General features: G+C 49.1%; 22 protein-coding genes. 9 read left to right on the top strand and 13 right to left on the bottom strand.

The genetic code is table 11. The annotated features are described in order from the left end of the window. Positions 1-2: 2 nt before the first annotated feature. The 8 genes from pheT to dapA all read right to left on the bottom strand — a co-directional run bounded on the left by pheT (position 3) and on the right by dapA (position 8,292). Positions 3-2,390 carry a phenylalanine--tRNA ligase subunit beta gene (pheT, locus tag AR688_RS15335; protein ID WP_068235783.1) on the bottom strand — a complete coding sequence of 796 codons (2,388 nt, stop codon included), beginning with the start codon at positions 2,388-2,390 and terminating at the stop codon, positions 3-5. A 15-nt stretch (positions 2,391-2,405) separates the two neighbouring features. Beyond that, positions 2,406-3,386: a phenylalanine--tRNA ligase subunit alpha gene (pheS, locus tag AR688_RS15330; RefSeq protein ID WP_068235781.1), complete on the bottom strand. Its 981-nt coding sequence runs from the start codon at positions 3,384-3,386 to the stop codon at positions 2,406-2,408. Between the two features lie 124 nt (positions 3,387-3,510). After that, the gene (hda, locus tag AR688_RS15325) at positions 3,511-4,206 is read right to left on the bottom strand and encodes a DnaA inactivator Hda (protein WP_068235776.1); all 696 of its coding nucleotides are present in this window, start codon (positions 4,204-4,206) and stop codon (positions 3,511-3,513) included. Then, positions 4,206-5,264 (bottom strand): DUF2066 domain-containing protein, encoded by a 1,059-nt coding sequence (locus AR688_RS15320; protein ID WP_068235774.1) that lies wholly within the window; start codon positions 5,262-5,264, stop codon positions 4,206-4,208. The genes hda and AR688_RS15320 overlap by 1 nt, the downstream gene beginning before the upstream one ends. Positions 5,265-5,275: 11 nt before the next feature. Continuing rightward, positions 5,276-5,365 (bottom strand): MarC family protein, encoded by a 90-nt coding sequence (locus AR688_RS20700; RefSeq protein ID WP_442966012.1) that lies wholly within the window; start codon positions 5,363-5,365, stop codon positions 5,276-5,278. Positions 5,366-5,510: 145 nt separating this feature from the next. Next, the gene (purC, locus tag AR688_RS15315; RefSeq protein WP_068235771.1) at positions 5,511-6,227 is read right to left on the bottom strand and encodes a phosphoribosylaminoimidazolesuccinocarboxamide synthase; all 717 of its coding nucleotides are present in this window, start codon (positions 6,225-6,227) and stop codon (positions 5,511-5,513) included. 91 nt (positions 6,228-6,318) lie between these two features. Beyond that, entirely contained in the window at positions 6,319-7,377 is a 1,059-nt protein-coding gene (bamC, locus tag AR688_RS15310; protein ID WP_068235768.1) for an outer membrane protein assembly factor BamC, read from the bottom strand. A gap of 30 nt (positions 7,378-7,407) precedes the next feature. Next, on the bottom strand, positions 7,408-8,292 hold the full coding sequence (gene dapA / locus AR688_RS15305; protein ID WP_068235766.1) for a 4-hydroxy-tetrahydrodipicolinate synthase: 885 nt from the start codon (positions 8,290-8,292) through the stop codon (positions 7,408-7,410). A 179-nt stretch (positions 8,293-8,471) separates the two neighbouring features. Between dapA and AR688_RS15300 the strand changes: the two genes are divergently transcribed. From AR688_RS15300 to AR688_RS15285, 4 genes are all read left to right on the top strand, one after another. Then, positions 8,472-8,999, top strand: coding sequence for a glycine cleavage system protein R (locus AR688_RS15300; RefSeq protein ID WP_068235763.1), 528 nt, complete (start codon positions 8,472-8,474; stop codon positions 8,997-8,999). Positions 9,000-9,012: 13 nt separating this feature from the next. Next, entirely contained in the window at positions 9,013-9,477 is a 465-nt protein-coding gene (bcp, locus tag AR688_RS15295) for a thioredoxin-dependent thiol peroxidase (protein WP_068235760.1), read from the top strand. A gap of 133 nt (positions 9,478-9,610) precedes the next feature. Beyond that, positions 9,611-10,717, top strand: a complete 1,107-nt coding sequence (locus AR688_RS15290) for a PQQ-dependent sugar dehydrogenase (RefSeq protein ID WP_068235758.1) — start codon at positions 9,611-9,613, stop codon at positions 10,715-10,717. Positions 10,718-10,721: 4 nt separating this feature from the next. Then, on the top strand, positions 10,722-12,758 hold the full coding sequence (locus tag AR688_RS15285; protein ID WP_231732095.1) for a TonB-dependent receptor family protein: 2,037 nt from the start codon (positions 10,722-10,724) through the stop codon (positions 12,756-12,758). A gap of 22 nt (positions 12,759-12,780) precedes the next feature. On the opposite strand, the gene AR688_RS15280 is transcribed toward AR688_RS15285, so the two are convergent. Then, a complete protein-coding gene (locus AR688_RS15280) occupies positions 12,781-13,854 on the bottom strand; it encodes an AI-2E family transporter (protein ID WP_068235755.1) in 1,074 nt (357 codons plus the stop codon). 206 nt (positions 13,855-14,060) lie between these two features. Between AR688_RS15280 and AR688_RS15275 the strand changes: the two genes are divergently transcribed. Genes AR688_RS15275 through AR688_RS15260 form a run of 4 tightly spaced genes read left to right on the top strand, consistent with a single transcriptional unit; the run spans position 14,061 to position 16,884 of the window. Next, positions 14,061-15,506: a M48 family metalloprotease gene (locus tag AR688_RS15275; protein WP_068235753.1), complete on the top strand. Its 1,446-nt coding sequence runs from the start codon at positions 14,061-14,063 to the stop codon at positions 15,504-15,506. 32 nt (positions 15,507-15,538) lie between these two features. Beyond that, on the top strand, positions 15,539-15,886 hold the full coding sequence (arsC, locus tag AR688_RS15270; RefSeq protein ID WP_068235750.1) for an arsenate reductase (glutaredoxin): 348 nt from the start codon (positions 15,539-15,541) through the stop codon (positions 15,884-15,886). Then, positions 15,883-16,461: an NAD(P)H:quinone oxidoreductase gene (wrbA, locus tag AR688_RS15265; RefSeq protein WP_068235748.1), complete on the top strand. Its 579-nt coding sequence runs from the start codon at positions 15,883-15,885 to the stop codon at positions 16,459-16,461. Before arsC ends, wrbA begins: the two co-directional genes overlap by 4 nt. A gap of 3 nt (positions 16,462-16,464) precedes the next feature. Next, positions 16,465-16,884, top strand: a complete 420-nt coding sequence (locus tag AR688_RS15260; RefSeq protein ID WP_068235746.1) for a DUF2069 domain-containing protein — start codon at positions 16,465-16,467, stop codon at positions 16,882-16,884. Here the strand turns inward: AR688_RS15260 and AR688_RS15255 are convergent. Then, positions 16,881-17,633 carry a substrate-binding periplasmic protein gene (locus tag AR688_RS15255; protein WP_068235742.1) on the bottom strand — a complete coding sequence of 251 codons (753 nt, stop codon included), beginning with the start codon at positions 17,631-17,633 and terminating at the stop codon, positions 16,881-16,883. The two genes, AR688_RS15260 and AR688_RS15255, sit on opposite strands and share 4 nt — an antisense overlap. Positions 17,634-17,708: 75 nt before the next feature. Continuing rightward, positions 17,709-18,908, bottom strand: a complete 1,200-nt coding sequence (locus tag AR688_RS15250) for a DNA recombination protein RmuC (RefSeq protein WP_068235739.1) — start codon at positions 18,906-18,908, stop codon at positions 17,709-17,711. Positions 18,909-18,985: 77 nt separating this feature from the next. Between AR688_RS15250 and AR688_RS15245 the strand changes: the two genes are divergently transcribed. Then, positions 18,986-19,564, top strand: coding sequence for an LON peptidase substrate-binding domain-containing protein (locus tag AR688_RS15245; RefSeq protein ID WP_068235731.1), 579 nt, complete (start codon positions 18,986-18,988; stop codon positions 19,562-19,564). On the opposite strand, the gene AR688_RS15240 is transcribed toward AR688_RS15245, so the two are convergent. Beyond that, positions 19,555-19,968, bottom strand: a complete 414-nt coding sequence (locus tag AR688_RS15240) for a hypothetical protein (protein ID WP_068235729.1) — start codon at positions 19,966-19,968, stop codon at positions 19,555-19,557. The two genes, AR688_RS15245 and AR688_RS15240, sit on opposite strands and share 10 nt — an antisense overlap. Next, the gene (queE, locus tag AR688_RS15235; RefSeq protein ID WP_068235720.1) at positions 19,969-20,634 is read right to left on the bottom strand and encodes a 7-carboxy-7-deazaguanine synthase QueE; all 666 of its coding nucleotides are present in this window, start codon (positions 20,632-20,634) and stop codon (positions 19,969-19,971) included. Positions 20,635-20,740: the final 106 nt, after the last annotated feature.

Genomic DNA, 20,740 nt, shown 5'->3' with positions numbered 1-20,740 from the left:
TCTTAATCCCTCAACGTTGCGTTGAACTCTTCACCAAGCGCGTTAACTACTTGATTTACCAACTGTTGGATATCTTTATCTTCCAGGGTACGCGCTATATCCTGCAGGGTCAGAGCAATGGCCAGCGATTTAAAACCCTCTGCCACACCCGGTCCTGTGTACACGTCAAACAATTTTAGGTCAACTAATTGATTTCCGCCAACTTTTTTTATAGTAGCAGCTATATCAGCAAAACGCACCTCTGATTTCACTACCAGCGCTAAATCGCGCCGGTTGGCAGGGTACTTAGACAGCTCACGTGCCTGCACTATATCACGCAGACCAAGCGCAGCGACATTAAGTTCAAACAGATAGGCTTTACCTTTAATGCCAAGTTTACGCTCGGCCTCCGGGTGCAGTGCGCCTACATAGCCGGCCAACACATCGCCTCGATAAATCGCTGCCGTTTGCCCCGGATGCAAAGCACTGTGCTCAGCAGTAACAAAGCGGAACTGCTCTGTGGCTGACGTTTGCGCCAACAGCGCCTCAACATCGCCTTTAACATCATAGAAATCCGCAGTACGGTTTTCCATATTCCAGTGTTCGTTATGCATAGAACCAACAATAACACCGCCGATCACGGCTTCCTGGCGCACACCGCCTTCTGCTGTAGCATCAGGTATAAATTTAAGGCCATACTCAAATAAACGAATGCGGCTTTGCTGGCGATTCTGGTTATATTGCACAGTTTGCAACAAACCCGGCCATAAGTTTAACCGCATAGCCGACATGTCGGCTGAAATCGGGTTAGGCAACACCAGTGCAGTTTGCTGTGGAAGCAGCTGCTGCTGTACTTTAGGATCAACAAAACTATAGGTAATCGCTTCCTGATACCCTCTATCTACCAGCACGGTGCGCAAACGTTGAACATTCAGCCCTGCCTCGTTAAAGCTGCGCATTTTCAGTGCAGCCTGCGGCGCGACATTCGGAATACTGTTGTAACCGTATACCCGGGCGACTTCTTCAATTAAATCTTCAGCAATGCTGATATCAAAGCGATAACCCGGAACACTAACCTGCCAACCATCGGCTGTTTCGCTTACATTCAGCCCCAACCGGCTGAAAATAGCCGTTACCTCAGCTTTAGCAATGCTGATACCCAAAATGCGCGCCAGCTTGGTTTCTGTCAGGCTGATATTGGCAACTGCAGGTAAATGCTGCTCAGATACAGCTTCAACAACCGGCCCGGCTTCGCCACCACAAATTTGTAGTAATAACGCCGTTGCCCGCTCCATCGCGGCATGTTGCAACTGCGGGTCCACGCCGCGCTCGTAGCGGTGTGATGCATCAGTGTGTAAACCGTATTGGCGCGCTTTACCGGCAATGGCCAGCGGAGCAAAGAATGCGCTTTCTAAAAATACGCCTTTAGTTTGTGCGGTAACACCGCTATGCAAGCCACCAAACACACCGGCCATCGCCAGCGCTTTGCTGTTATCGGCAATAAGCAGGGTATTGGCTTTTAGCGTGACTTCGCTTTCATCCAGCAATACCAGCTTTTCGCCCTCGGTTGCCAGACGTACGTTGATGTCACCGTCTATATTGGCCAGATCAAAGGCATGCATCGGGTGGCCCAGCTCCAGTAGCACGAAATTGGTAATATCAACCACCGCATCAATGCTACGCACGCCACAACGGCGTAGTTTTTCAGTCAGCCACAAGGGGCTTGGTGCCTGTACATTTACATTACGTACAATACGGCCTAAATAACGCGGGCAAGCATCCGGGGCGCTTAACGTAATGCCTTTTTTATCGCTGATTGTCGCGGCAACCGGGGTAATTTGCGGCTCGCATACGGCTTGCTTATTTAACACGCCAACTTCACGCGCCAGGCCTTTAATACCTAAGCAGTCGGCACGGTTTGGTGTTAAATCTACTTCAATAATATGGTCATCCAGTTGCAGATACTGGCGGATATTCTGCCCGACCGGCGCATCGTGCGGCAGTTCGATAATGCCATCAGAATCCTCAGCCATACCAAGCTCTGATAATGAACACAACATGCCGTTTGAGGGCTGGCCGCGTAGCTTAGCAGCTTTAATGGTAAAATCGCCCGGCAATACAGCGCCCACAGTCGCCACTGCCACTTTTAAGCCTTTACGGCAGTTTTTAGCACCACACACAATATCCAGCAGCTCGTTGCCGCCAACATTGACTTTGGTTACCTGTAACTTATCGGCATCAGGGTGCTGGCCACATTCAACCACTTCGCCCACCACTACACCACTGAATTGTCCGGCTACGGTTTCAATGCCGTCAACTTCCAGGCCTGCCATAGACAGCTGTTCAGATAAGGTGTTGGTGTCAATGGCTGGATTTACCCACTCGCGTAACCAAGCTTCACTGAATTTCATCTAAATTAACTCCGCTTATCTGAACTGTTTTAAAAAACGTAAATCGTTTTCGAAGAAGGCACGCAAGTCGGTCACTCCGTAGCGCAGCATAGTCAGGCGCTCTACGCCCATACCAAAAGCAAAACCGCTGTACACTTCAGGATCAATGCCCACAGAGCGCAGCACATTAGGGTGCACCATACCGCAGCCCAGCACTTCTAACCATTTACCATTTTTACCCATTACGTCCACTTCAGCTGAAGGCTCAGTGAACGGGAAAAACGATGGCCGAAAGCGGATTTGTAAGTCTTCTTCAAAGAAGTTATGTAAAAAGTCGTGCAATATACCTTTTAGCTCGGTAAAGCTGACTTTGGTGTCGACCATTAAACCTTCTACCTGATGAAACATCGGCGTATGGGTTTGGTCGTAGTCGTTACGGTATACCCGGCCAGGCGAAATAATGCGCAGTGGCGGCTGTTGCTGCTCCATAGTACGGATTTGCACACCGGACGTTTGGGTACGCAGCATCAGTTTTGGGTTGAAATAAAAGGTATCGTGATCAGCCCGTGCCGGGTGATGCTCCGGAATATTCAGCGCATCGAAGTTATGAAAGTCATCTTCAATTTCCGGGCCCTGTTTAACTTCAAAGCCCAGTTCAGCGAAAAAAGCAGAAATACGCTCAATGGTGCGGGTAACGGGGTGTAAACCACCGGTTTCCAGCATACGGCCCGGCAGCGTCACATCAATTTGCTCTTGTGCCAGTTTGGCAGCCAGTTGGGCATTTTGCAGTAAATCGCGGCGGGCATTTAATGCATCCTGCACCTGCTGTTTTAACTCATTGATCTCAGCACCGGCTTGTTTGCGCTGCTCAGGGTCCATCGCACCCAGCGATTTCAATAATTCAGTAATACTGCCTTTTTTACCAAGAAACTCTACCCGGATAGTTTCCAGTGCCGGAATATCTGCGGCGCCGGCAACGGCCTGTAAGGCGTTTTCCAATATTGCTGTTAGGTTCATGCGTGTCCTCAAAGCAGCTAGGGGTTAAATCGTGTCAAAGCCGCCAATGATACACCAGAATTGCTGCTAAACGCAGGCTGTTAAGGCATTTTTTCTAAAAAGCAGGCTGAAATAATATTACAGATTAACTGAGGATTTCTTTAACAAATGGAATTGTCAGCTTACGCTGATGCACTATGGTGGCTTTATCCAGTTTATCCAGAATAGACACCAAAGCGCGAATGTCCCGATCCTGATGATTCAATAAATACCGCGCCACCTCATCCGGCAGCTCCATACCACGCAGGCGGGCTTTTTGTTGCAGCAGCTTGTGCTTGTCGTCATCGGTCAGCAAACGCAGCTGAAACCCGGTACAGGCCTGCAGGCGCGACACGAGATCGGCCAGTTGCAGGCCAAGTTGCTGTGGCGCTTCGTTGCCAACAATAATCAGCGCTTTACCCTGCTCTGCCATGCGGTTATATAAATCGAACACCGCCGTTTGCCAGCTTAATTCACCGGCAATAGCCTGAATATTATCCAGGCACACCAGATCAAGCTGCTCTAAATCATCCAGCAAACGCGGGCTTAGTAAACGCCAGTCATCCAATGTCAGTAGTTGGCTGGTCAGGCCCTGCTCTTGTGCCTGCACACAAGCGGCATATAACAAATGTGACTTGCCACTGCCACTGGCACCAAACAGATAAACCGGGCTTTGATCAGCCGGCTTTTGCAGATAGTTTTTTAAAAACGCTACCGCCGCGGTTTGCCCGGCAGCGTAAAAACTGTCCAGTGTTTCATCTTCCGGCAAGGTTACCGCCAGCGTGTATTGCAACGGCTGCATCAGGGCCTCAGATAGCGGTATGTCGCCAATGTTGGCTGCGGTTGCTCATTCAGTGCTACAGCATCATTAGCCGGTACAAGCTGTAACTGCTTATTAAAGCGTAACGCGTTAAGCAAACCGTCGGCGGAAATCGCGGCCTGCAGCGCATAGTGCGCAATACCCGCGTGATAACTGCTGACAGTAACCTGCGACACGCCTACCACCTGTTGCAACAAACGTTGCACCTGAACAATGTCGGTCAGATTACCAAGCTGGCGCACCTGCAGCGTAAACTGCGCCCCGCCTTCTGCAGACAACACACTGGCGTAACGCTCTGACAGCTGAGCCGCCAGTACCACAGCAAACTGCTGCATTAATGCCGTTTCGTCAGCTGCGGTAATTTCATCGCGCAACGTTTTGCCATCGGCCTGACGCTGCCAGTTAAGCCGTAACTGCTCTTTGCCGTCGGTACTTTGCTTTTCAATACTGGCTATTATCACTACATCAGCTGAGTAACGGCTACTGGCCTGTTCAACAGGTTGCCAAAAGCCAGCCCAGACATCAGTCTCAGATAAACTGAGCAAATCATCCATATCGTATAGTGGTAATGTTAATGGCAGTGCGGCCTGGCGAAACGCCTGCTGCATAGCAGCATTAACAGGGTGGCTGCTCTGGCGGATAAACTGACGTTCAGAGCCATTTTGCTCTACCAGCCAGATCAAGGTATCCGGACGTAAGGCGCCCCATACTGCTATTCCTTGCTGCTGCAGCAACTGGTTAACCTTTTCAGCATCAAGCAATACCCGCATCCGGTTGCCGCCAGCCTGGCGCACGTTTTCAAATTGCTTAACATAGCCGGCTGCTTTTGCCAGTTCAGCCTTTACCTGTGGTAACTCTGTAACCTCAGCTTTACCGCTAACCCGCACCAATACCTGCGCCAGCGCCTGACGCTGCCATTCATTGCCGGATGTTGTGGAGTCAACATCAGCCTGATATAAATCAGCAATTTGAGTAGCAAAAACAGGTTGCAGATACAGCATGCAGAGCAAAAATGCGACGATAGAAAAATAGTGTTTCATCAGGTGTAACCTCAGGCCAATACCGGGAAAATACCTTTTAACCCGGCACCGATAAATTCAACCGCAATGGCAGCCAGTATCAGCCCCATTACCCGGGTAATCCAATTAATATTTTATATTTCCAGCATAATCAAACTGCGTTATTTATGCATGCGATAACTGCAGTGTAATGACAAAAGCAAATCCGTTTCAATGTGTTATAAAAAATAAAGCCACCTTACGGTGGCTTTATCGGGAACGTAGTCTTTAATCCAGCTTAACACCAAGGCGGTTAGCCACTTCTTCATAGGCTTCTACCACACCACCTAACCCCTGACGAAAGCGGTCTTTATCCAGCTTTTTGCGGGTGGCCTTATCCCATAAACGGCAACCATCCGGTGAAAACTCATCGCCAAGCACGATTTCGCCGTTAAAAACGCCAAATTCCAGCTTAAAATCTACCAGCATCATGCCGGCAGCATCAAACAGCGCAGCTAACACTTCATTAGCTTTAAAAGTAAGCTGTTTCATTTTTGCCAGTTGGGCTTCAGTGGCCCAGTTAAAGGCGACAGCCAGAGACTCATTCACCATAGGATCATGCAGAGCATCGTTTTTCAGGAACAGCTCAAAGGTTGGCGGCGTTAACGCTGTACCTTCTGCAACACCCAGGCGACGCACCAAAGAGCCAGCAGCAAAATTACGCACCACACACTCAACCGGGATCATGTTCAGCTTTTTCACCAGCACTTCATCGTCAGACAACAGCTGTTCTACCTGAGTAGGAATGCCTGCGGCCTGCAATTTTTGCATAATAAAATAGTTGAACTTGTTGTTAATCATCCCTTTACGGTCAAGCTGTTCGATACGCTCGCCGTCAAAAGCTGACGTGTCATTACGAAAGTGCAACACCAGCAAGTTATCATCTGTTGTATTGTATACCGTCTTAGCTTTACCACGGTACAACTCGGTTGTCTTCTGAACCATTCTAAAACTCCAGCCGCGCAGCGAAAAATTCAGCCGCAGAGTATAAAGATCTTTGCCCTTTATTCAACTGCCTTTTCTGTTTGCTGTGTAATTAAAGCTCAACCCTTGCCTGGCGTACAGCCTGCACAAAAGGATCATGTAGTGCCAGCACCGTATCAGCACTTAATGCCTCACCACTGCTATTTTGAATGGTCATTGCGGTACCATTGTTGTTACGTTTCAGCACCAGTTGGTATTCACCTTCCTGCAACGGTAACTGGATTGGCGCGTCGTTACCCCAAATACTGCTCCAAAAGCCCTGCTCTGGTTTCTGATAGTCCAGATAGTAGGTAAACGCGGACCGGTTCATATCGGTTACGGTTAAATTTAACGCCGTAAATACGGCTTCCAGCTGTGACCATACCACATCAACCGATTGCGAACTTAACAGCGCCGGATTACCGTCACTATCCAGCCCTGGCTCTACCGAAACATCAGGCGCTTTGGCTTTGTTGGCCAATGCAACTGCAATTTCTTCTTTGCCTACCCGGTCAATAATCTGGTTTAGCAAGGCCACTTCCTGGCGATGCGCTTCGCGCCCAGCCAGTTTATTTTCGGCGACAAAGTACTCATGCTCCAGCATGGTTACCGTTAAACTGGCAGAGCGGCCGTGCGGACGCGGTTCAAATAATAATTTAAAACGTGCCTGCTCAGTTTCAGAGGTAGATTTCCAGAACCAAAAGCCGGTTTCATCTGAACGTTTTATCCAGCCGGTAGTATATTCCAGGCCTTTTTCGTCTGTTTGTTGCAGGGATACACCTTGTTCAGCAAACTGGGCGGTTAAGGCTTGTTGTAAAAAGGGAATAAGATCGCCGGTAAAATCGTTGCGGTCAAACCAGACACGCGCCAGGCGCTCACCTTCTTCTACGCGGCTGCTGGACGCCGTTGCCAGCACCAGCGATGGTGCTTTTATTTCCACATCAGCCACTGCTGCATCCGTTGCCGGGATATCGAACTGGCCGGGTCTGGCGGGTTGTTGTAATCCGGCCGGAACTTTAATGCTCTCAACGCTACGCTGTGGCGCTGTGGCATCACCCTGACTGCCGTCAAACATGGAACAACCTGCCAGCAAAACGCTGACAGCAATACTACTTTTGGCCCAATATTGCACTTAACTACTCCTAATAAATAACGCTATGCATTACGACAGCTCAATACCAGCCTGCTTTAATGCCTGTTCGATTACCGCCGCATGAATTGGTTCCAGTTGCGTTAATGGTAAACGCATCATGTCCGAACCTATCAAGCCCATTCTGTGCAAAGCCCACTTGGCTGGAATGGGGTTAGCTTCAATAAATAAATCGTGGTGCAGTGCCTGCAGCTTTTTGTCGATAGCCTCAGCTTCTGCCCGGTTACCCTGCGTAGCAGCCTGACACAAGTCAGCCATCAAACGTGGGGCTATATTGGTGGTAACAGAAATCACACCATGGCCACCTTGCAGCATAAATTCAGCCGCCGATGCATCATCGCCGCTTAGCAGTACAAAATCTTCAGGGCATAATTGCTGTAGCTCTGTCAGGCGCTGCATTGAACCCGTCGCTTCTTTAATACCGACAATATTTTTTGTCTTTGCCAGCTCAGCTACAGTTTCAGGTAATAAATCTACCCCGGTACGGCCGGGTACGTTGTACAACAATACCGGTTTGTCTGTGGCAGCCGCTACGGCATTAAAATGTAATACCATGCCTTTTTGCATGGGTTTATTGTAAAACGGCGTTACCGTTAAAAAACCGGCGATGGGCAAATCTGATAAGGCTTTGGTGCGCTCTACCGCTTCAGCGGTGGCGTTAGCGCCATTACCGGCAATAACGGCAATAGCACCATTAACCTGTTTGCATACCGCAGCAATGACCTGCAGTTGGTCATTAAAACTAATAGTGGCCGCCTCACCGGTAGTGCCCATTATCACCAGGCCCTGAGTGCCATTTTTTAAATGAAAATCAACCAGCGCACTTAAGCCTGTGTAGTCAATTTCGCCTTCTGTAGTCATTGGCGTTATCAGTGCAACCCAGCTTCCTGTAAACATGTAAAGCGCAACCCTTTTTACGTTAAGGGCGCCTATGTTAAAGACAGCAGGCAGCAAACACAAGAATGGATCCACGCTTATTGCAACTTGGTGTAAACGGATGAAATATTCCAGCCTTGTGCTACACTGCCGCGCATTGTTTTACTTTGTCTTTTTTATGTTTCTCCCGGGGTTTTATTATGCCGCAACAACTTGTTGTCACCGCCATCGGCACCGATCGTACCGGTATTGTTAGTAAACTGGCGCGGCTGGTTACTGACTGCAATTGCAATATTATTGATAGCAGAATGGCCATTTTCGGCGGCGAATTTACCTTTATTATGCTGTTGTCCGGTGATCCGGCGGCCATAAGCCGTATTGAACATTTATTACCCAACCTGGGGCTGGAACTTGATCTGACTACCATGACCAAACGTACCAGTGCCCATCAGAGAAAACCGGTGGCAGCGCATTACGTGTTGGAATACACCGGCCCGGATCGGGTTGGTACCCTTGGCGCCATAACCGGTTTGCTGGCAAGCAGACAGGTATATATTGGTTCACTGCAATCAGAAAGCCGCCCCGGCACTGATAACAATCAAGCCGTAATGCATACCCTGATGACACTGGAGTTGCCCGAAGGCGAGCAGCCAGAACAAATAAAAGCAGACATTACAGCGCTAATGCAAACAATGAATTTAACCGGCAGTTTTCATGCCCAAACCTGAAATGGAGTGCCTAATGACATATTTAAGCGCCGGCGCCAGCGCGCCTGATTTTACCCTGCAAGACCAGCAGAATAATCCGGTACAGCTATCTGCACTGTTAAAACAACAGCGGGTGTTAGTGTATTTTTATCCCAAAGCCATGACGCCAGGTTGCACGGTACAAGCCTGTGCGCTGCGCGACAGTAAAGCAGAGCTGGCAGCCAAAGGCGTAACCGTGGTGGGTATCAGTACCGATGCACCGGCTAAACTGGCTAAGTTTGCACAGCGTGACCAGCTAAACTTTACTCTGCTTTCGGATGAAGATCATAAAGTTGCCGACGCCTTTGGCGTATGGGGTGAGAAAAAATTTATGGGCAAAGTCTATGACGGTTTACACCGCATCAGTTTCTTAATTGCCCAGGGCGGTAAGATCGAAAAGGTTTTTGACAACTTTAAGACCAAAGATCACCACCAGGTCGTGTTAAATTATTTAAGCTAACCCTGTTAACAATACGCCGTGCCTGTACTGTATTTGGTCTTAATTTTGCCGTAGTGCACGGCGTAACCTGCTATGGTTTTTTACAGTTCTTCAATTCTCATCTTTGATTATTCAATTTTTACAGGAGCACCACATGCAAAAACATTTAATGGCAGCACTTATTGCCCTGGCAATAGCTCCATCTGCACAGGCCGCTGATCTGACAACCGAGAAAACGCCTCTGACCGTAAGCAGTGTGACCTCCGGGCTAAAACATCCGTGGGGCATGGCTTTTCTGCCTGACGGCAAAGTGCTGGTAACCGAGCGTAATGGCGGCATGATCGTTGTTGACGCACAAGGTAATAAAAGCGCGCCGCTGGCGGGTTTACCAGAAATTGATGCCCGCGGCCAGGGTGGTTTACTGGATGTAGCCTTATCTCCCGACTTTGCGACCGACAACACTATATATTTCAGTTTCAGTGAGCCTGGTGCTGACAGCAATAGCACAGCAGTGGCCAGCGCCAAACTTAGCAGCGACAAACTAACAGATGTGAAAGTGATTTTTAGCCAGCAGCCCAAATACAAAAGCAACCACCACTTTGGCAGCCGCCTGGTGTTTGACAAAAATGGCGAGCTGTTTATTACCACCGGTGATCGCGGCAGCCAGCGCGATCAAGCACAAAAACTGGACAACCATATCGGTAAAGTTATCCGCATTAATACCGATGGCACACCGGCAAAAGACAACCCGTATATTAAAGACAGCAAGGCCAAGCCAGAAGTTTGGTCCTATGGTCATCGTAATATTCAGGGCGCAGCATTGCACCCACAAACCGGCGCACTGTGGACACACGAGCACGGCCCTCAGGGCGGTGATGAAATTAATATCGCCCAGCCGACTAAAAATTACGGCTGGCCGGTTATTACCTACGGCGAAGAATATGGCGGCGGCGTAATTGGTAAAAAAGAGCAGAGTGGCCTTGAGCAGCCGCTGCATTACTGGGTACCGTCTATAGCACCAAGTGGCCTGATTTTTTACACAGCCGATATGTTTAGTGAGTGGAAAAATAATATGCTGGTTGGCTCGCTGAAATTCGGTCAGTTGGTGCGCCTGGAGCTTGATGGTGAAAAAGTCAGCCACGAAGAGCGCATTATGATCGGCCATCGCATCCGTGACGTTGAACAAGGGCCAGATGGTGCAGTTTACTTACTGACTGACAGCTCAGACGGTCAGTTATTACGTTTAACACCGGCGAAATAATCCCGTGAAAAAAGTAAAATCTACCGCCAGCCTACCGGCTTTGTCGGCGCTGGCTCTGGCTTTGCCATGCCTGTTCAGCCACAGTTTACGCGCTGAAGAAACCGAAGTTATTGTGATAAGTGCTTCAGCGCAGTCTGAATCCTGGCTAGACAGTGCCGCCTCGGTAGAGCTTAGCCCGTTACCAGAGCAAGGTATTATTATCGACAGCGCGCAAATATTTGGCGCCATCAGCGGAGTGCAGGCAGACAGCAGAGCCAATTTTGCCCAGGACACCCGTGTCAGTATCCGTGGTTTTGGCAGTCGCAGTGCTTTTGGTATTCGCGGCCTGCATTTGCAGCAAGATGGTATTCCGTTGTCTACGCCCGATGGTCAGGGCCAGCTATCCAGCGTATTACTAGACAGCATAGCACAGGTAGAAGTGCTAAAAGGCCCGCTGGCGGCACTGTATGGCAACGCCTCTGGTGGCGTTATCTCGCTATACAGCCGCACACCGGTACAAAACGCCGTTACCGCCAGTGTGGCAGGTAGCGAGCAGCACCGGCAGTATCAGCTGCAGGCCGACTGGGTTAGTGGTGATCACAGCTTAAGCGCGGCGGTAAAACAGTTTCGTACTGACGGTTACCGGCCGCACTCTGCTGCAGAAAAACAACAGGCGCAGCTGCTATACAAAACGCTGCTGGCAAACAGCATTAGTCTTAGTGCAAGGCTGGATTATGCCCGTGATCCTGCCCTGCAGGACCCACTGGGTTTATCGCTGGCTAACTGGCAACAAAACCCGCAGCAAACCGATAGCGCCGCAGAAACGTTCGATACCGAAAAAACCAGCCGCCACCGCCAGCTTAGCCTGAGTTTATCAGCCTATGATGATCCGGACCGCTGGCAACTCGGTAGCTGGCTTGGCGACAGACAGATTAACCAGCGTCTGGCCTTTACCGGCAGTGCGTTATCTTCTGCCGGGGGCGAAGTGGTGTTGCAACGCCAGTTTAAAGGTATCAATGGCAGCTATCGCTTGCTACACGGCGATAACTACAGCATACGCGCCGGTGGCAGCCTGGTAAAAAGTGACGACGAGCGCCTGGGCTTTGTTAATGACTTTGGCCAGCGTGGCGACTTGCGCCGCGATCAAACCGACAGTGCCAACAATACTGATGCATTTGTTCGTTTTAACTGGCAACCGGCAGATTTATGGCAGGTACAGGGCGGCTGGCGTTACAGCGAGTTAAAACTCAGCATTACCGACCGCTTTATTTTGCCACAAAACCCTGACGACAGCGGGGCTAAGCAGTTTTACAACGACGCCTTTGCTCTGGGTTTAAGCTATCGCATTGCAGCGGGTTTTAGCTGGTTTGTCAGCGCTGGTACCGGGTTTGAAAGCCCTACCCTGGCAGAGATTGCCTACCAGACAGATGATACCGGCGTGAACCTGGCGCTAAATGCCAGCACAAACCAGCAATGGGAAAGCGGCTTTAAATGGCTAAGTGACGGCTTAAGCGCCAGCCTGAGCTATTTTAACGTTGATAGCAAAAATGAGCTGTTAGTTGCCAGCAGTAATGGTGGCAGAACCAGTTACCGCAATGCCGCCAAAACAGAGCGCCACGGCGCTGAGTTGCAGCTTAACTGGCAAACTAATGCTTATATACGCCAGCAGCTGAACGCCAGTTATTTATCCGCTAAGTTTGCCGATGCCGGGCTTGATGGCAAACATTTACCAGGCATAGCTAACAGCCAGCTACATTGGCAACTGGCCGTTCAGCCCTGGCAAGACAATACTGAATTTGCCCTGCACAGCCAGTATCGCAGCAAAGTGTATATTGATGATGCCAATAGCGACAGCGCATCGTCAGCGCTGACATTTTCACTCAGCGCACGCCATAGCCAGCAATGGCAACAGCTTAATCTGGCCTACTGGCTGGTACTGGATAATGTCAGTGATAAAGATTACGTTGGGTCAGTTATTGTAAACCAGAGCAATGGCCGCGCCATTGAACCGGCACCGGGTCGTCAGCTTAGTGCCGGTATCAGCATCGGCTACAACTGGTAACCTTAAGCTAATCGGTCGGCTCCTAATCGGTCGGTTCAGAGTATGGATGTACTCTGGTCGACCAGGCATTAACGGTAGCCTTAACCAGGGATGCCAGCGGAATAGCAAAGAAAATACCCCAAAAGCCAAACAGGCCGCCAAAAAACAGTACCGCAATAATAATAAACACCGGGTTTAAATCTACCGCTTCAGAAAACAGCAACGGCACCAGCAAATTGCCATCCAGCGCCTGAATAATGCCATATGCTAGCATCAGATAACCGAACTCGGCTGTTGGGCCCCACTGAAAAAACGCTACCAGTGCTACCGGCAAGGTGACTACCGCCGCACCAACATAAGGAATTAATACTGACAAGCCCACCAGCACACCCAGTAAAAGTGGGTAATTCAGCCCGAACAGCGCGAACACAGCATAACTCACTGTACCGACAATCAGGATCTCAAGAATTTTGCCACGAATATAATTCATGATTTGGGTGTTCATTTCATGCCATACCTGCGTAATAAGCTTACGCTCGGTTGGCAACCACTGTACAAAGCTGGCGCTTAGTTGTGTCTTGTCTTTTAGCATAAAGAACACCATCAGCGGCACCAATACCAGATAAATCAGTAGCGCCACTAAATCAACAATTGAAGCCAGCGACAACTCCAGCATATTGCGGCCAAATGTCATCACGCGCTCATCAACCGAGTGCATTAAAATGTTGATTTGCTCAACGCTGACAATACCGGGAAAATTTTCAGGTAACTCAAGCATATAAGCCCGGCCCTGCTCTATCATCTGCGGTAAATCACGCAGTAAATTACGGCCCTGGTACCAGAAAATAGGAATAATCCACATCAGGATCAGCGTAGCCAGGCCCAAAAAGCCTGCTACAACCGCTATAGTGCTGACACCACGCGACAACCCCAGTTTGCCAAGCCGCATTACCGGCCACTCCAGTAGATAAGCAAACGCAATAGCCACTAATACCGGTGCCAAAATGCCGCTTAGCCAGTAAATAGCCAAAAAACCAATCAATAATAGCAGGAATAACGTAACCACCTGAGGATCAGAAAACTTATTGGTGTACCATTTCTTCAGCCAGTCCAGCATATTATTACTCCGTGTTACAGGGGGTTAAACGATTGCTGTAGCGTTTTGAGTATACCGGAGATCACAGATAATTTGGCAGTTAACACACTGAGCTGACAAAATATATGGTAAATTAGCACGACACAAACACTGGAACTAATCAGCAAAAAGGCAGACAAAGTCTGCATTGTTGATCTGACATACAGAAGAGCCCGGGCGTTGTTATCATGAAATTTCCAGCAGTAACCAACTCTTTAACATCATGCCTGTTTGCAGCCAGCCTGCTCAGTTCAGTGTGTGCTGCCAGCAGTTTGCCGGATTTAGGCGGAAATGGCTTTAGCGTCATTACACCTGATAAGGAAAAGCAGCTTGGCGATGTGATGATGCGCCAAACCCGTGGCAGTTTGCCCATGGTGTATGATCCGTTGCTTGATGAATATATAAACTCGCTGGGTAACCGTTTGGTGGCGCGGGCTAACGATGTGCGCTTTCCATTTAAGTTTTACTGGGTGCAAGACAGAAACATTAATGCTTTTGCCACGCTGGGCGGCAATATAGCATCACATACCGGCACCCTGGCCGTTGCCGACAGTGAAAGTGAATTTGCCTCGGTAATGGCGCACGAAATTGTGCACGTAACCCAGCGCCATATCGCTCGTTTTGTTGAAGCGCAAAGCCAGAAAGCACCGTTAACTCTGGCCGGTGTGTTAGGCGCCATCGTGTTGGCAACCGTGAACCCGGAAGCTGGCATGGCAGCCATGATGGCAACCCAGGGCGCCGCGCAGCAAAGCTCAATAAACTTTACCCGCAGCAATGAGCAAGAAGCCGATCGCATCGGTATGCAGGTTATGGCCGATGCCGGCTTTGACCCTTATGCAGTACCTAACTTTTTCCGCAAATTGACTGAGCAAAGCCGTTTTCTCAGCCAGCAGCTATCTTTTTTACAAACCCACCCGTTATCACAAAGCCGGGTAAGTGATACACGGATGCGGGCAGAGCAATTTCCACAACGCTTTATTCCAGACAGCCAGGACTTTACCCTGAGCAAAGCCCGGGTACTGGCGCGCTATCAGTACAATAAAAAAGATGCTGAGCAGGTATTTCGCAAAATGCTCAGCGAGCCCGGAGGCAATACCAAAGCTAATCAGTATGGTTTAGCGATAACACTGCTGGATACCGGTAAACTGGATCAGGCCCGTAAACTGATTGAGCAGTTGCTGGAAAAAGACGAACATAACTTGTACTACATTGATGTGTACACCGACATTCTGCTTGAGCAAAAAGAGTACCAGCTTTGTCTTGATATGCTGGAACAGCAATATCTGTTAAGACCAAATAATCAGGTGGTTACGTTAAACTACGCCAATGCGGCGATGAAATCCGGCGGCCATCATCTGGCAATTCATTTACTGAAAAGCCTGTTGTTTTACAAAAACGACAACATACTGGCCTACGATTTACTGGCTGACGCCTACAAAGCCTTAGGCGATTTTGGCAAATTTTATGAAGCTAACGCCGATTTGGCTTATCAGTTAGCCAATTACCCCAAAGCCATTGATGATCTTAACGAAGCATTAAATCATCTTAAGCCGGAGCAAAAACTGGAAAACCGCCGGCTGGAAGCAAAGAAAAGACAATTACAGGCCGAATTTAACCGCCTGCAGCGTATGTAACGCTCAGGCCCTGCCGAAACAGGAATACACTGATGATAAAAATTTTGCATAACCCGCGCTGTTCAAAAAGCCGGGAAGCGCTGGCACTGCTGCAACAACAAGCATTACAAGTTGAAGTGATTGAGTACTTAAAAACCCCGCTGACAGCAGATGAGCTTGCTGCCTTATTAGGCAAGCTGGGTATACCGGCACGCCAGTTACTGCGCAGCAAAGAAGACGAATACAAACAACTGGGGCTGGATGATATGTCGCTAAGCGAGCAGCAGTTGATTGACGCGATGGCGCAACAGCCCAAACTGATCGAACGCCCGGTTATTATTAAAGGTAATAAAGCCGTTATTGGCCGCCCGGCCAGCAATATACTGTCGTTGTTATCATGAGCTGCCGTATTCTGATTTTGTATTACTCACGCCACGGCGCTGTGGCTGCACTGGCAGATAAAATCGCTATTGGTGTACAGCAAAGTGGCGCCGAAGCACTGGTGCGTTGTATTCCGCCACTGGATAAACAACATGCCAGCCGCCATGCCGTAGTTGAGCTTAAAGAGCTGGCCAGTTGTGACGGCCTGGCTTTTGGCAGCCCGGTGCGGTTTGGCAATATGGTTGCTGATGCCAAAGCATTCTGGGACAGCACAACCAGTGTCTGGCTTAAGGGTGAACTAATAGACAAACCTGCCGGTGTGTTTACTTCATCTGGCAGCATGCATGGTGGTAATGAAGCCACCCTGCTTAGCATGAGCCTGCCGCTGTTGCATCACGGTATGCTGCTAACCGGCATTCCATATAGCGAGCCGGAGTTACACCAAACGCAAACCGGTGGCACTCCCTACGGCCCTACACATGTCAGTGGCCACCATAGCGATGACAAACTCAGTGTGGATGAACAACGGCTGGCCATTGCCTTTGGTAAACGGCTGGCTACGCTAAGCCTGCAATTAAAACAACACAGGTTATAAATTATGCAACCAAGCAGCACTGCGCCAATGGCGGCCAAAACAGCACGTTACTTATTACTGGGCCGTATTGGTTTTTTTGGTTTGTGGTTATTACAACCACTATGGATTTTATGGCTGGCACCACCACAAATGGGTAATGCTTATGTGTTGCTCGCGTTACTCTGGCTGCCGCTGTGGCTGCCGTTTTATGGCATTGTCAAAGGCCATGCTTATACCATGGCCTGGGCCAACTTTATTGTGATGATTTATTTTTTGCATAGCCTGACTAACCTTTGGGTAAGCAGCGGTATGCATCAACTATTGTCAGTAGTGGAGCTGGTACTGGCCAGCCTGATGTTTGTTGGTTGTACTTATTATGCCCGCCACCGGGGCCAGGAGCTTGGGCTAAAAATACCCAAGCTGAAAGACGACCCCAGACGTTAATTATCCAGCCGCTGCCCCATATAAAACGCCAGCCGTTGCTGAATAAAGCCGCTGGCGGTTATCTGCTGCAGCGTATCGTACAGCAACTGCGCATTTTTTGGGTTATGCCGGCTTAGGCCGCAATAGACTGTTGGTGCTTTTGACCACAAGGGATCCGCGCTAAAACTCTGATCATCCAGCGTTTTGACAAAAAAATGGTAAGACAAATCAACTGTCATCACCACATCTAGCCGCCCTTGTTTTAAGCGTAATAAATTACTTTGTAACGAGTGCGCATCATCACGGATCACATCACCGCTTTGAAATACCTGCTCCAGCTCCGGGTAGGTAAAACCACGTGTAGTCCCTACTCTTTTACCCGCCAGGTGTTGGATGGCTGTAATTGGCTCACTTTCGCGGCGGCGCACCAACAATTGCCGCGTGCTAAATAGTGCCGTGCTCCATAGCAGCTTATCAGGCTCGTTTACCCAGTCAGGGTTTAAAAAGCAGGCAATTTCTGCCTGTCCTTCAATCAGCCAGGGCTCAACTCTGGCGCGGGGTAAATTAATATACTGTACCGTGCGGTTAATACGCAGGCCCAGTTCGTCAATAATATCTTTGCTCAAGCCTGCTTGCAGTTCGTTATCGGCATTAAAAATAGCGTAAGGAGGAGTGTTGGTTTCACTGACAATAGCATAAAGCGGCGCTTTGTCTGGCAAGGCTACTGCGGCATAAAACAGCAGAAACAGTAACAATGCAGCTATTGGCATTAGCTAAACTCCTTGGGCAGGCAGTCACTGGTTTCTGCGTCAGTTTTAACTTAAATTATTGGTTGCAAATACAGCCTAGTCGCTTTCTTCCAGCCATTCCACTTTTTCTATCTGGCTGAAGCGGCTGCTTATTTTATGTGCTGATGTATGGATCTGTTTTACATCAGTTGCAGCCTGATCAATATGCTTAGCCAGATTATCAAAGCGGCCGCGGAAGCGGTCAAAATCCTCGGCCAGTTTAACCAGGTGCTCCTGAATTAAATGAATTTGCCGCCGTGTCGCGTCGTCTTTTAACACACTACGGGCCGTGGTTAGCACGGCCATTAACGTAGTTGGTGAGGTTAACCATACCCGGCGGCGGTAAGCTTCTTCTACAATATCCGCATGATAGGCATGCAGCTCTGCAAAAATGGCCTCGGCGGGTAAAAACATTATCGCGCCATCAGCAGTTTCGTTGGCAATAATGTATTTATCGGCAATATCGTTAATATGCTTTTTAATATCCAGCTTAAACTGGCGCTGTGCCAGCTTACGCTGTTCCGGGCCAAATTGCGGATCGGTCATTTTTTTATAACTTTCCAGCGGAAACTTGGCATCGATAACAATATTGCCACTGGGTTTGGGTAAAAACAGCACACAATCGGCAATACGGCCATTACTTAACGTATGTTGCAAAGAAAAATGTTGCTCGGGCATCACATTACGGATCAGCGCGGTTAACTGCACTTCGCCAAAAGCGCCACGGGAGCGCTTATCAGCCAATACCTCCTGCAGGCTGACGACGTTAGTAGACAGCTCGGTAATTTTTTTCTGGGCATCATCAATCAGCGCCAGCCGTTTAACGATATCGGTAAAGGTTTGGTTCGTTTTTTCAAAGCCTTCGCTTAAACGCCGTTCTACCTGGCCGGCGATGTCTTTTAAGCGTTGATCAATGCTCTGCGTAAGTTGCTTTACCTGCTCTGCCAGCATAATTGCTTGCTGTTGCAGGTTTTTGCTCAGCTCAAAACGGGCTGATTGCTGGGTATCGGTTATTTTTTGCAGTACCTGCAGTAAATGCTCTTGCTGCTGTTGTTGTAAATGCTGGCGCTGCAAATGCTGCTGCTCCAGCAACTGTTGCTGAAACTGCCCCTGCTGTTGCACCAGCTCAAGCTTATGCTGCGCCAGTTGCTCAGCCAGGCCACTGCCCGGTGCACGGCGTAATAATAACAGCAGCAATAGCACGATATTCAGTGCCAGCACAGCCGTTATCAGATAAATCCAGTGTTGTAATGTCATAAAACCTCTGCTTTGGCCAAACCATTGCCGCTCATGTTACGTATAACAGGCAACTATACAACTTTATCAGCAGCACTATGAAAGAACTGGCATTATTTCCGCTAAACAGTTTTATCTTACCTGAAGGGCGCATGCGGTTACGTGTGTTTGAACGCCGCTATGTCCGCTTAGTCAGCGAAGCCAGTGCCGGTAAACGCGATTTTGCTCTGGCGCAAATTAATCCTTATGTCAGTAAGCAACATACTGATCGCATTCTGCCATTAGCAACACGGGTAAAAATTGAAGATTTTGAGCAATTGGAAGATGGCTTGCTGGGTATCACCATTGCCGGTATTGAGCGGGTAAAAATTACCGAACGCTGGCAGGAGGCTGATCAGCTGCACGTTGCGATGACAGAGCCTATGGAAAACTGGGCTACCACAGATGTGAATGCAGAATACACCCCGCTTATCAGGCAACTGCAAAAACTGCTACAAGAGTACCCGGCACTCAACCAGCTTTACCCAACGCCTAAATATACCGACGCTGCCTGGCTGGCATCACGCTGGCTGGAACTTATTCCGATGCAACCGGCACTTAAGCAAAAACTAGCGCAGGAAAACAGCCCGTCGCCTTGCCTGGACAGCTTACAAGCCTGGTTGTCGCATCAGGCCTGAGCGCTGCGTACACGCTGATAAGCGGCTTGCTCGTCATCAGTAACTAATGCAACCAAATGCCAGTTACCTTGCTGTGATTGCAGTGTATAAGAGGTATGGCAGGTAAACAGCACCTGATCGCCGTTACCATAGAAATACCAGTACAGGCTGACAAACCTTAAGCTTTCTGACAGCCGTACCTGGCTTTGCAAGCGAAAGCTCACCCGGCTTACCCCTACCTGGCGGTATTGTTCAAACTGTTGCTCAAAATACTGCCGCAGGCTTTCAGGCTCAGAAAACATCATTTTGCTTTCGTCGGCTAATAACATGCACGGCAATGAGACTAATTCCAGCAAAGGCGACAACTGGTAATTGGAGTAGGCGTCGGCATAACGCTGAAAAAACGGCTCAATATTTTGTGGCATTTAGCTGATCCCTAAATATTTATGCACCTGCACACTAAGCCGCCAGTTATGTTTTTTACACATTGCTATTGCCAGTTCTGTTGCCCGGCGCTGCTGACTGATCGGCTGCAGATAAATCAGCTTAGCTTTAGTATCAGTATGTTGCAATAACTGCAACAGCTCATCGACATGTTTTTCCATCGCAACCGGGTGTTTAATCTCATTAGCTCTGTCCAGCGCGCTTTGCAAAACCTTGTAGCCACCAGCCATATTCACCTTGGGTGATACGGTAACCCAGGTTTGCGCTGGTGCTTTAATGGTAAAAGTACCACTGGTTTCAATTTGCGTACTGTAGCCATTGTGGTGTAGCAGTTCACACAGGGGGTTAAGATCGTACATACATGGCTCACCACCGGTAATTACCACATGCTTCGCCTGGTAACCTTCTTTAGTAAACCGCGCCAGTAACTCTGCCGCGGTAACTTGTGCCCAGTGCTCTGTCTCGGCCGTTTTAATCACAATATCGCCCAGCGGCAGTGCCAGTTCGTCTTTAATATCCCAGGTGTGCTTAGTGTCGCACCAGCTGCATCCCACCGGGCAGCCCTGCAAGCGGATAAAAATGGCTGCGGCACCGGTAAAACTGCCCTCACCCTGAATGGTTTCAAAAACCTCGTTAACTTTATACACTCTGTGCTTTGCCCTTTAGCCTGTGGCTGAATTACAGTACAATGCGCGCCCGGCTTCAGGGCCGGCAGCATTCATTAAAAATTTAAGCCGTATTATACAAGAGAGA

The organism is Rheinheimera sp. EpRS3, from assembly GCF_001513785.1.
Lineage (GTDB): Bacteria > Pseudomonadota > Gammaproteobacteria > Enterobacterales > Alteromonadaceae > Alishewanella.
The sequence above is the reverse complement of the archived record's forward strand: the minus strand, read 5'-3'. Positions and strand labels throughout refer to the sequence as shown.

What these genes read in the sequence shown, in the direction of transcription:
- AR688_RS15300 (WP_068235763.1), top strand. Translation starts at nt 8,472, where the DNA reads ATGCCGCAACAACTTGTTGTCACCGCCATCGGCACCGATCGTACCGGT.
- AR688_RS15280 (WP_068235755.1), bottom strand. Translation starts at nt 13,854, where the DNA reads ATGCTGGACTGGCTGAAGAAATGGTACACCAATAAGTTTTCTGATCCT.
- AR688_RS15320 (WP_068235774.1), bottom strand. Translation starts at nt 5,264, where the DNA reads ATGAAACACTATTTTTCTATCGTCGCATTTTTGCTCTGCATGCTGTAT.
- AR688_RS15250 (WP_068235739.1), bottom strand. Translation starts at nt 18,908, where the DNA reads ATGACATTACAACACTGGATTTATCTGATAACGGCTGTGCTGGCACTG.
- wrbA (WP_068235748.1), top strand. Translation starts at nt 15,883, where the DNA reads ATGAGCTGCCGTATTCTGATTTTGTATTACTCACGCCACGGCGCTGTG.
- purC (WP_068235771.1), bottom strand. Translation starts at nt 6,227, where the DNA reads ATGGTTCAGAAGACAACCGAGTTGTACCGTGGTAAAGCTAAGACGGTA.
- dapA (WP_068235766.1), bottom strand. Translation starts at nt 8,292, where the DNA reads ATGTTTACAGGAAGCTGGGTTGCACTGATAACGCCAATGACTACAGAA.
- AR688_RS15255 (WP_068235742.1), bottom strand. Translation starts at nt 17,633, where the DNA reads ATGCCAATAGCTGCATTGTTACTGTTTCTGCTGTTTTATGCCGCAGTA.
- AR688_RS15275 (WP_068235753.1), top strand. Translation starts at nt 14,061, where the DNA reads ATGAAATTTCCAGCAGTAACCAACTCTTTAACATCATGCCTGTTTGCA.
- AR688_RS15245 (WP_068235731.1), top strand. Translation starts at nt 18,986, where the DNA reads ATGAAAGAACTGGCATTATTTCCGCTAAACAGTTTTATCTTACCTGAA.
- pheT (WP_068235783.1), bottom strand. Translation starts at nt 2,390, where the DNA reads ATGAAATTCAGTGAAGCTTGGTTACGCGAGTGGGTAAATCCAGCCATT.
- pheS (WP_068235781.1), bottom strand. Translation starts at nt 3,386, where the DNA reads ATGAACCTAACAGCAATATTGGAAAACGCCTTACAGGCCGTTGCCGGC.
- bcp (WP_068235760.1), top strand. Translation starts at nt 9,013, where the DNA reads ATGACATATTTAAGCGCCGGCGCCAGCGCGCCTGATTTTACCCTGCAA.
- AR688_RS15290 (WP_068235758.1), top strand. Translation starts at nt 9,611, where the DNA reads ATGCAAAAACATTTAATGGCAGCACTTATTGCCCTGGCAATAGCTCCA.
- AR688_RS15260 (WP_068235746.1), top strand. Translation starts at nt 16,465, where the DNA reads ATGCAACCAAGCAGCACTGCGCCAATGGCGGCCAAAACAGCACGTTAC.
- hda (WP_068235776.1), bottom strand. Translation starts at nt 4,206, where the DNA reads ATGCAGCCGTTGCAATACACGCTGGCGGTAACCTTGCCGGAAGATGAA.
- AR688_RS15240 (WP_068235729.1), bottom strand. Translation starts at nt 19,968, where the DNA reads ATGCCACAAAATATTGAGCCGTTTTTTCAGCGTTATGCCGACGCCTAC.
- arsC (WP_068235750.1), top strand. Translation starts at nt 15,539, where the DNA reads ATGATAAAAATTTTGCATAACCCGCGCTGTTCAAAAAGCCGGGAAGCG.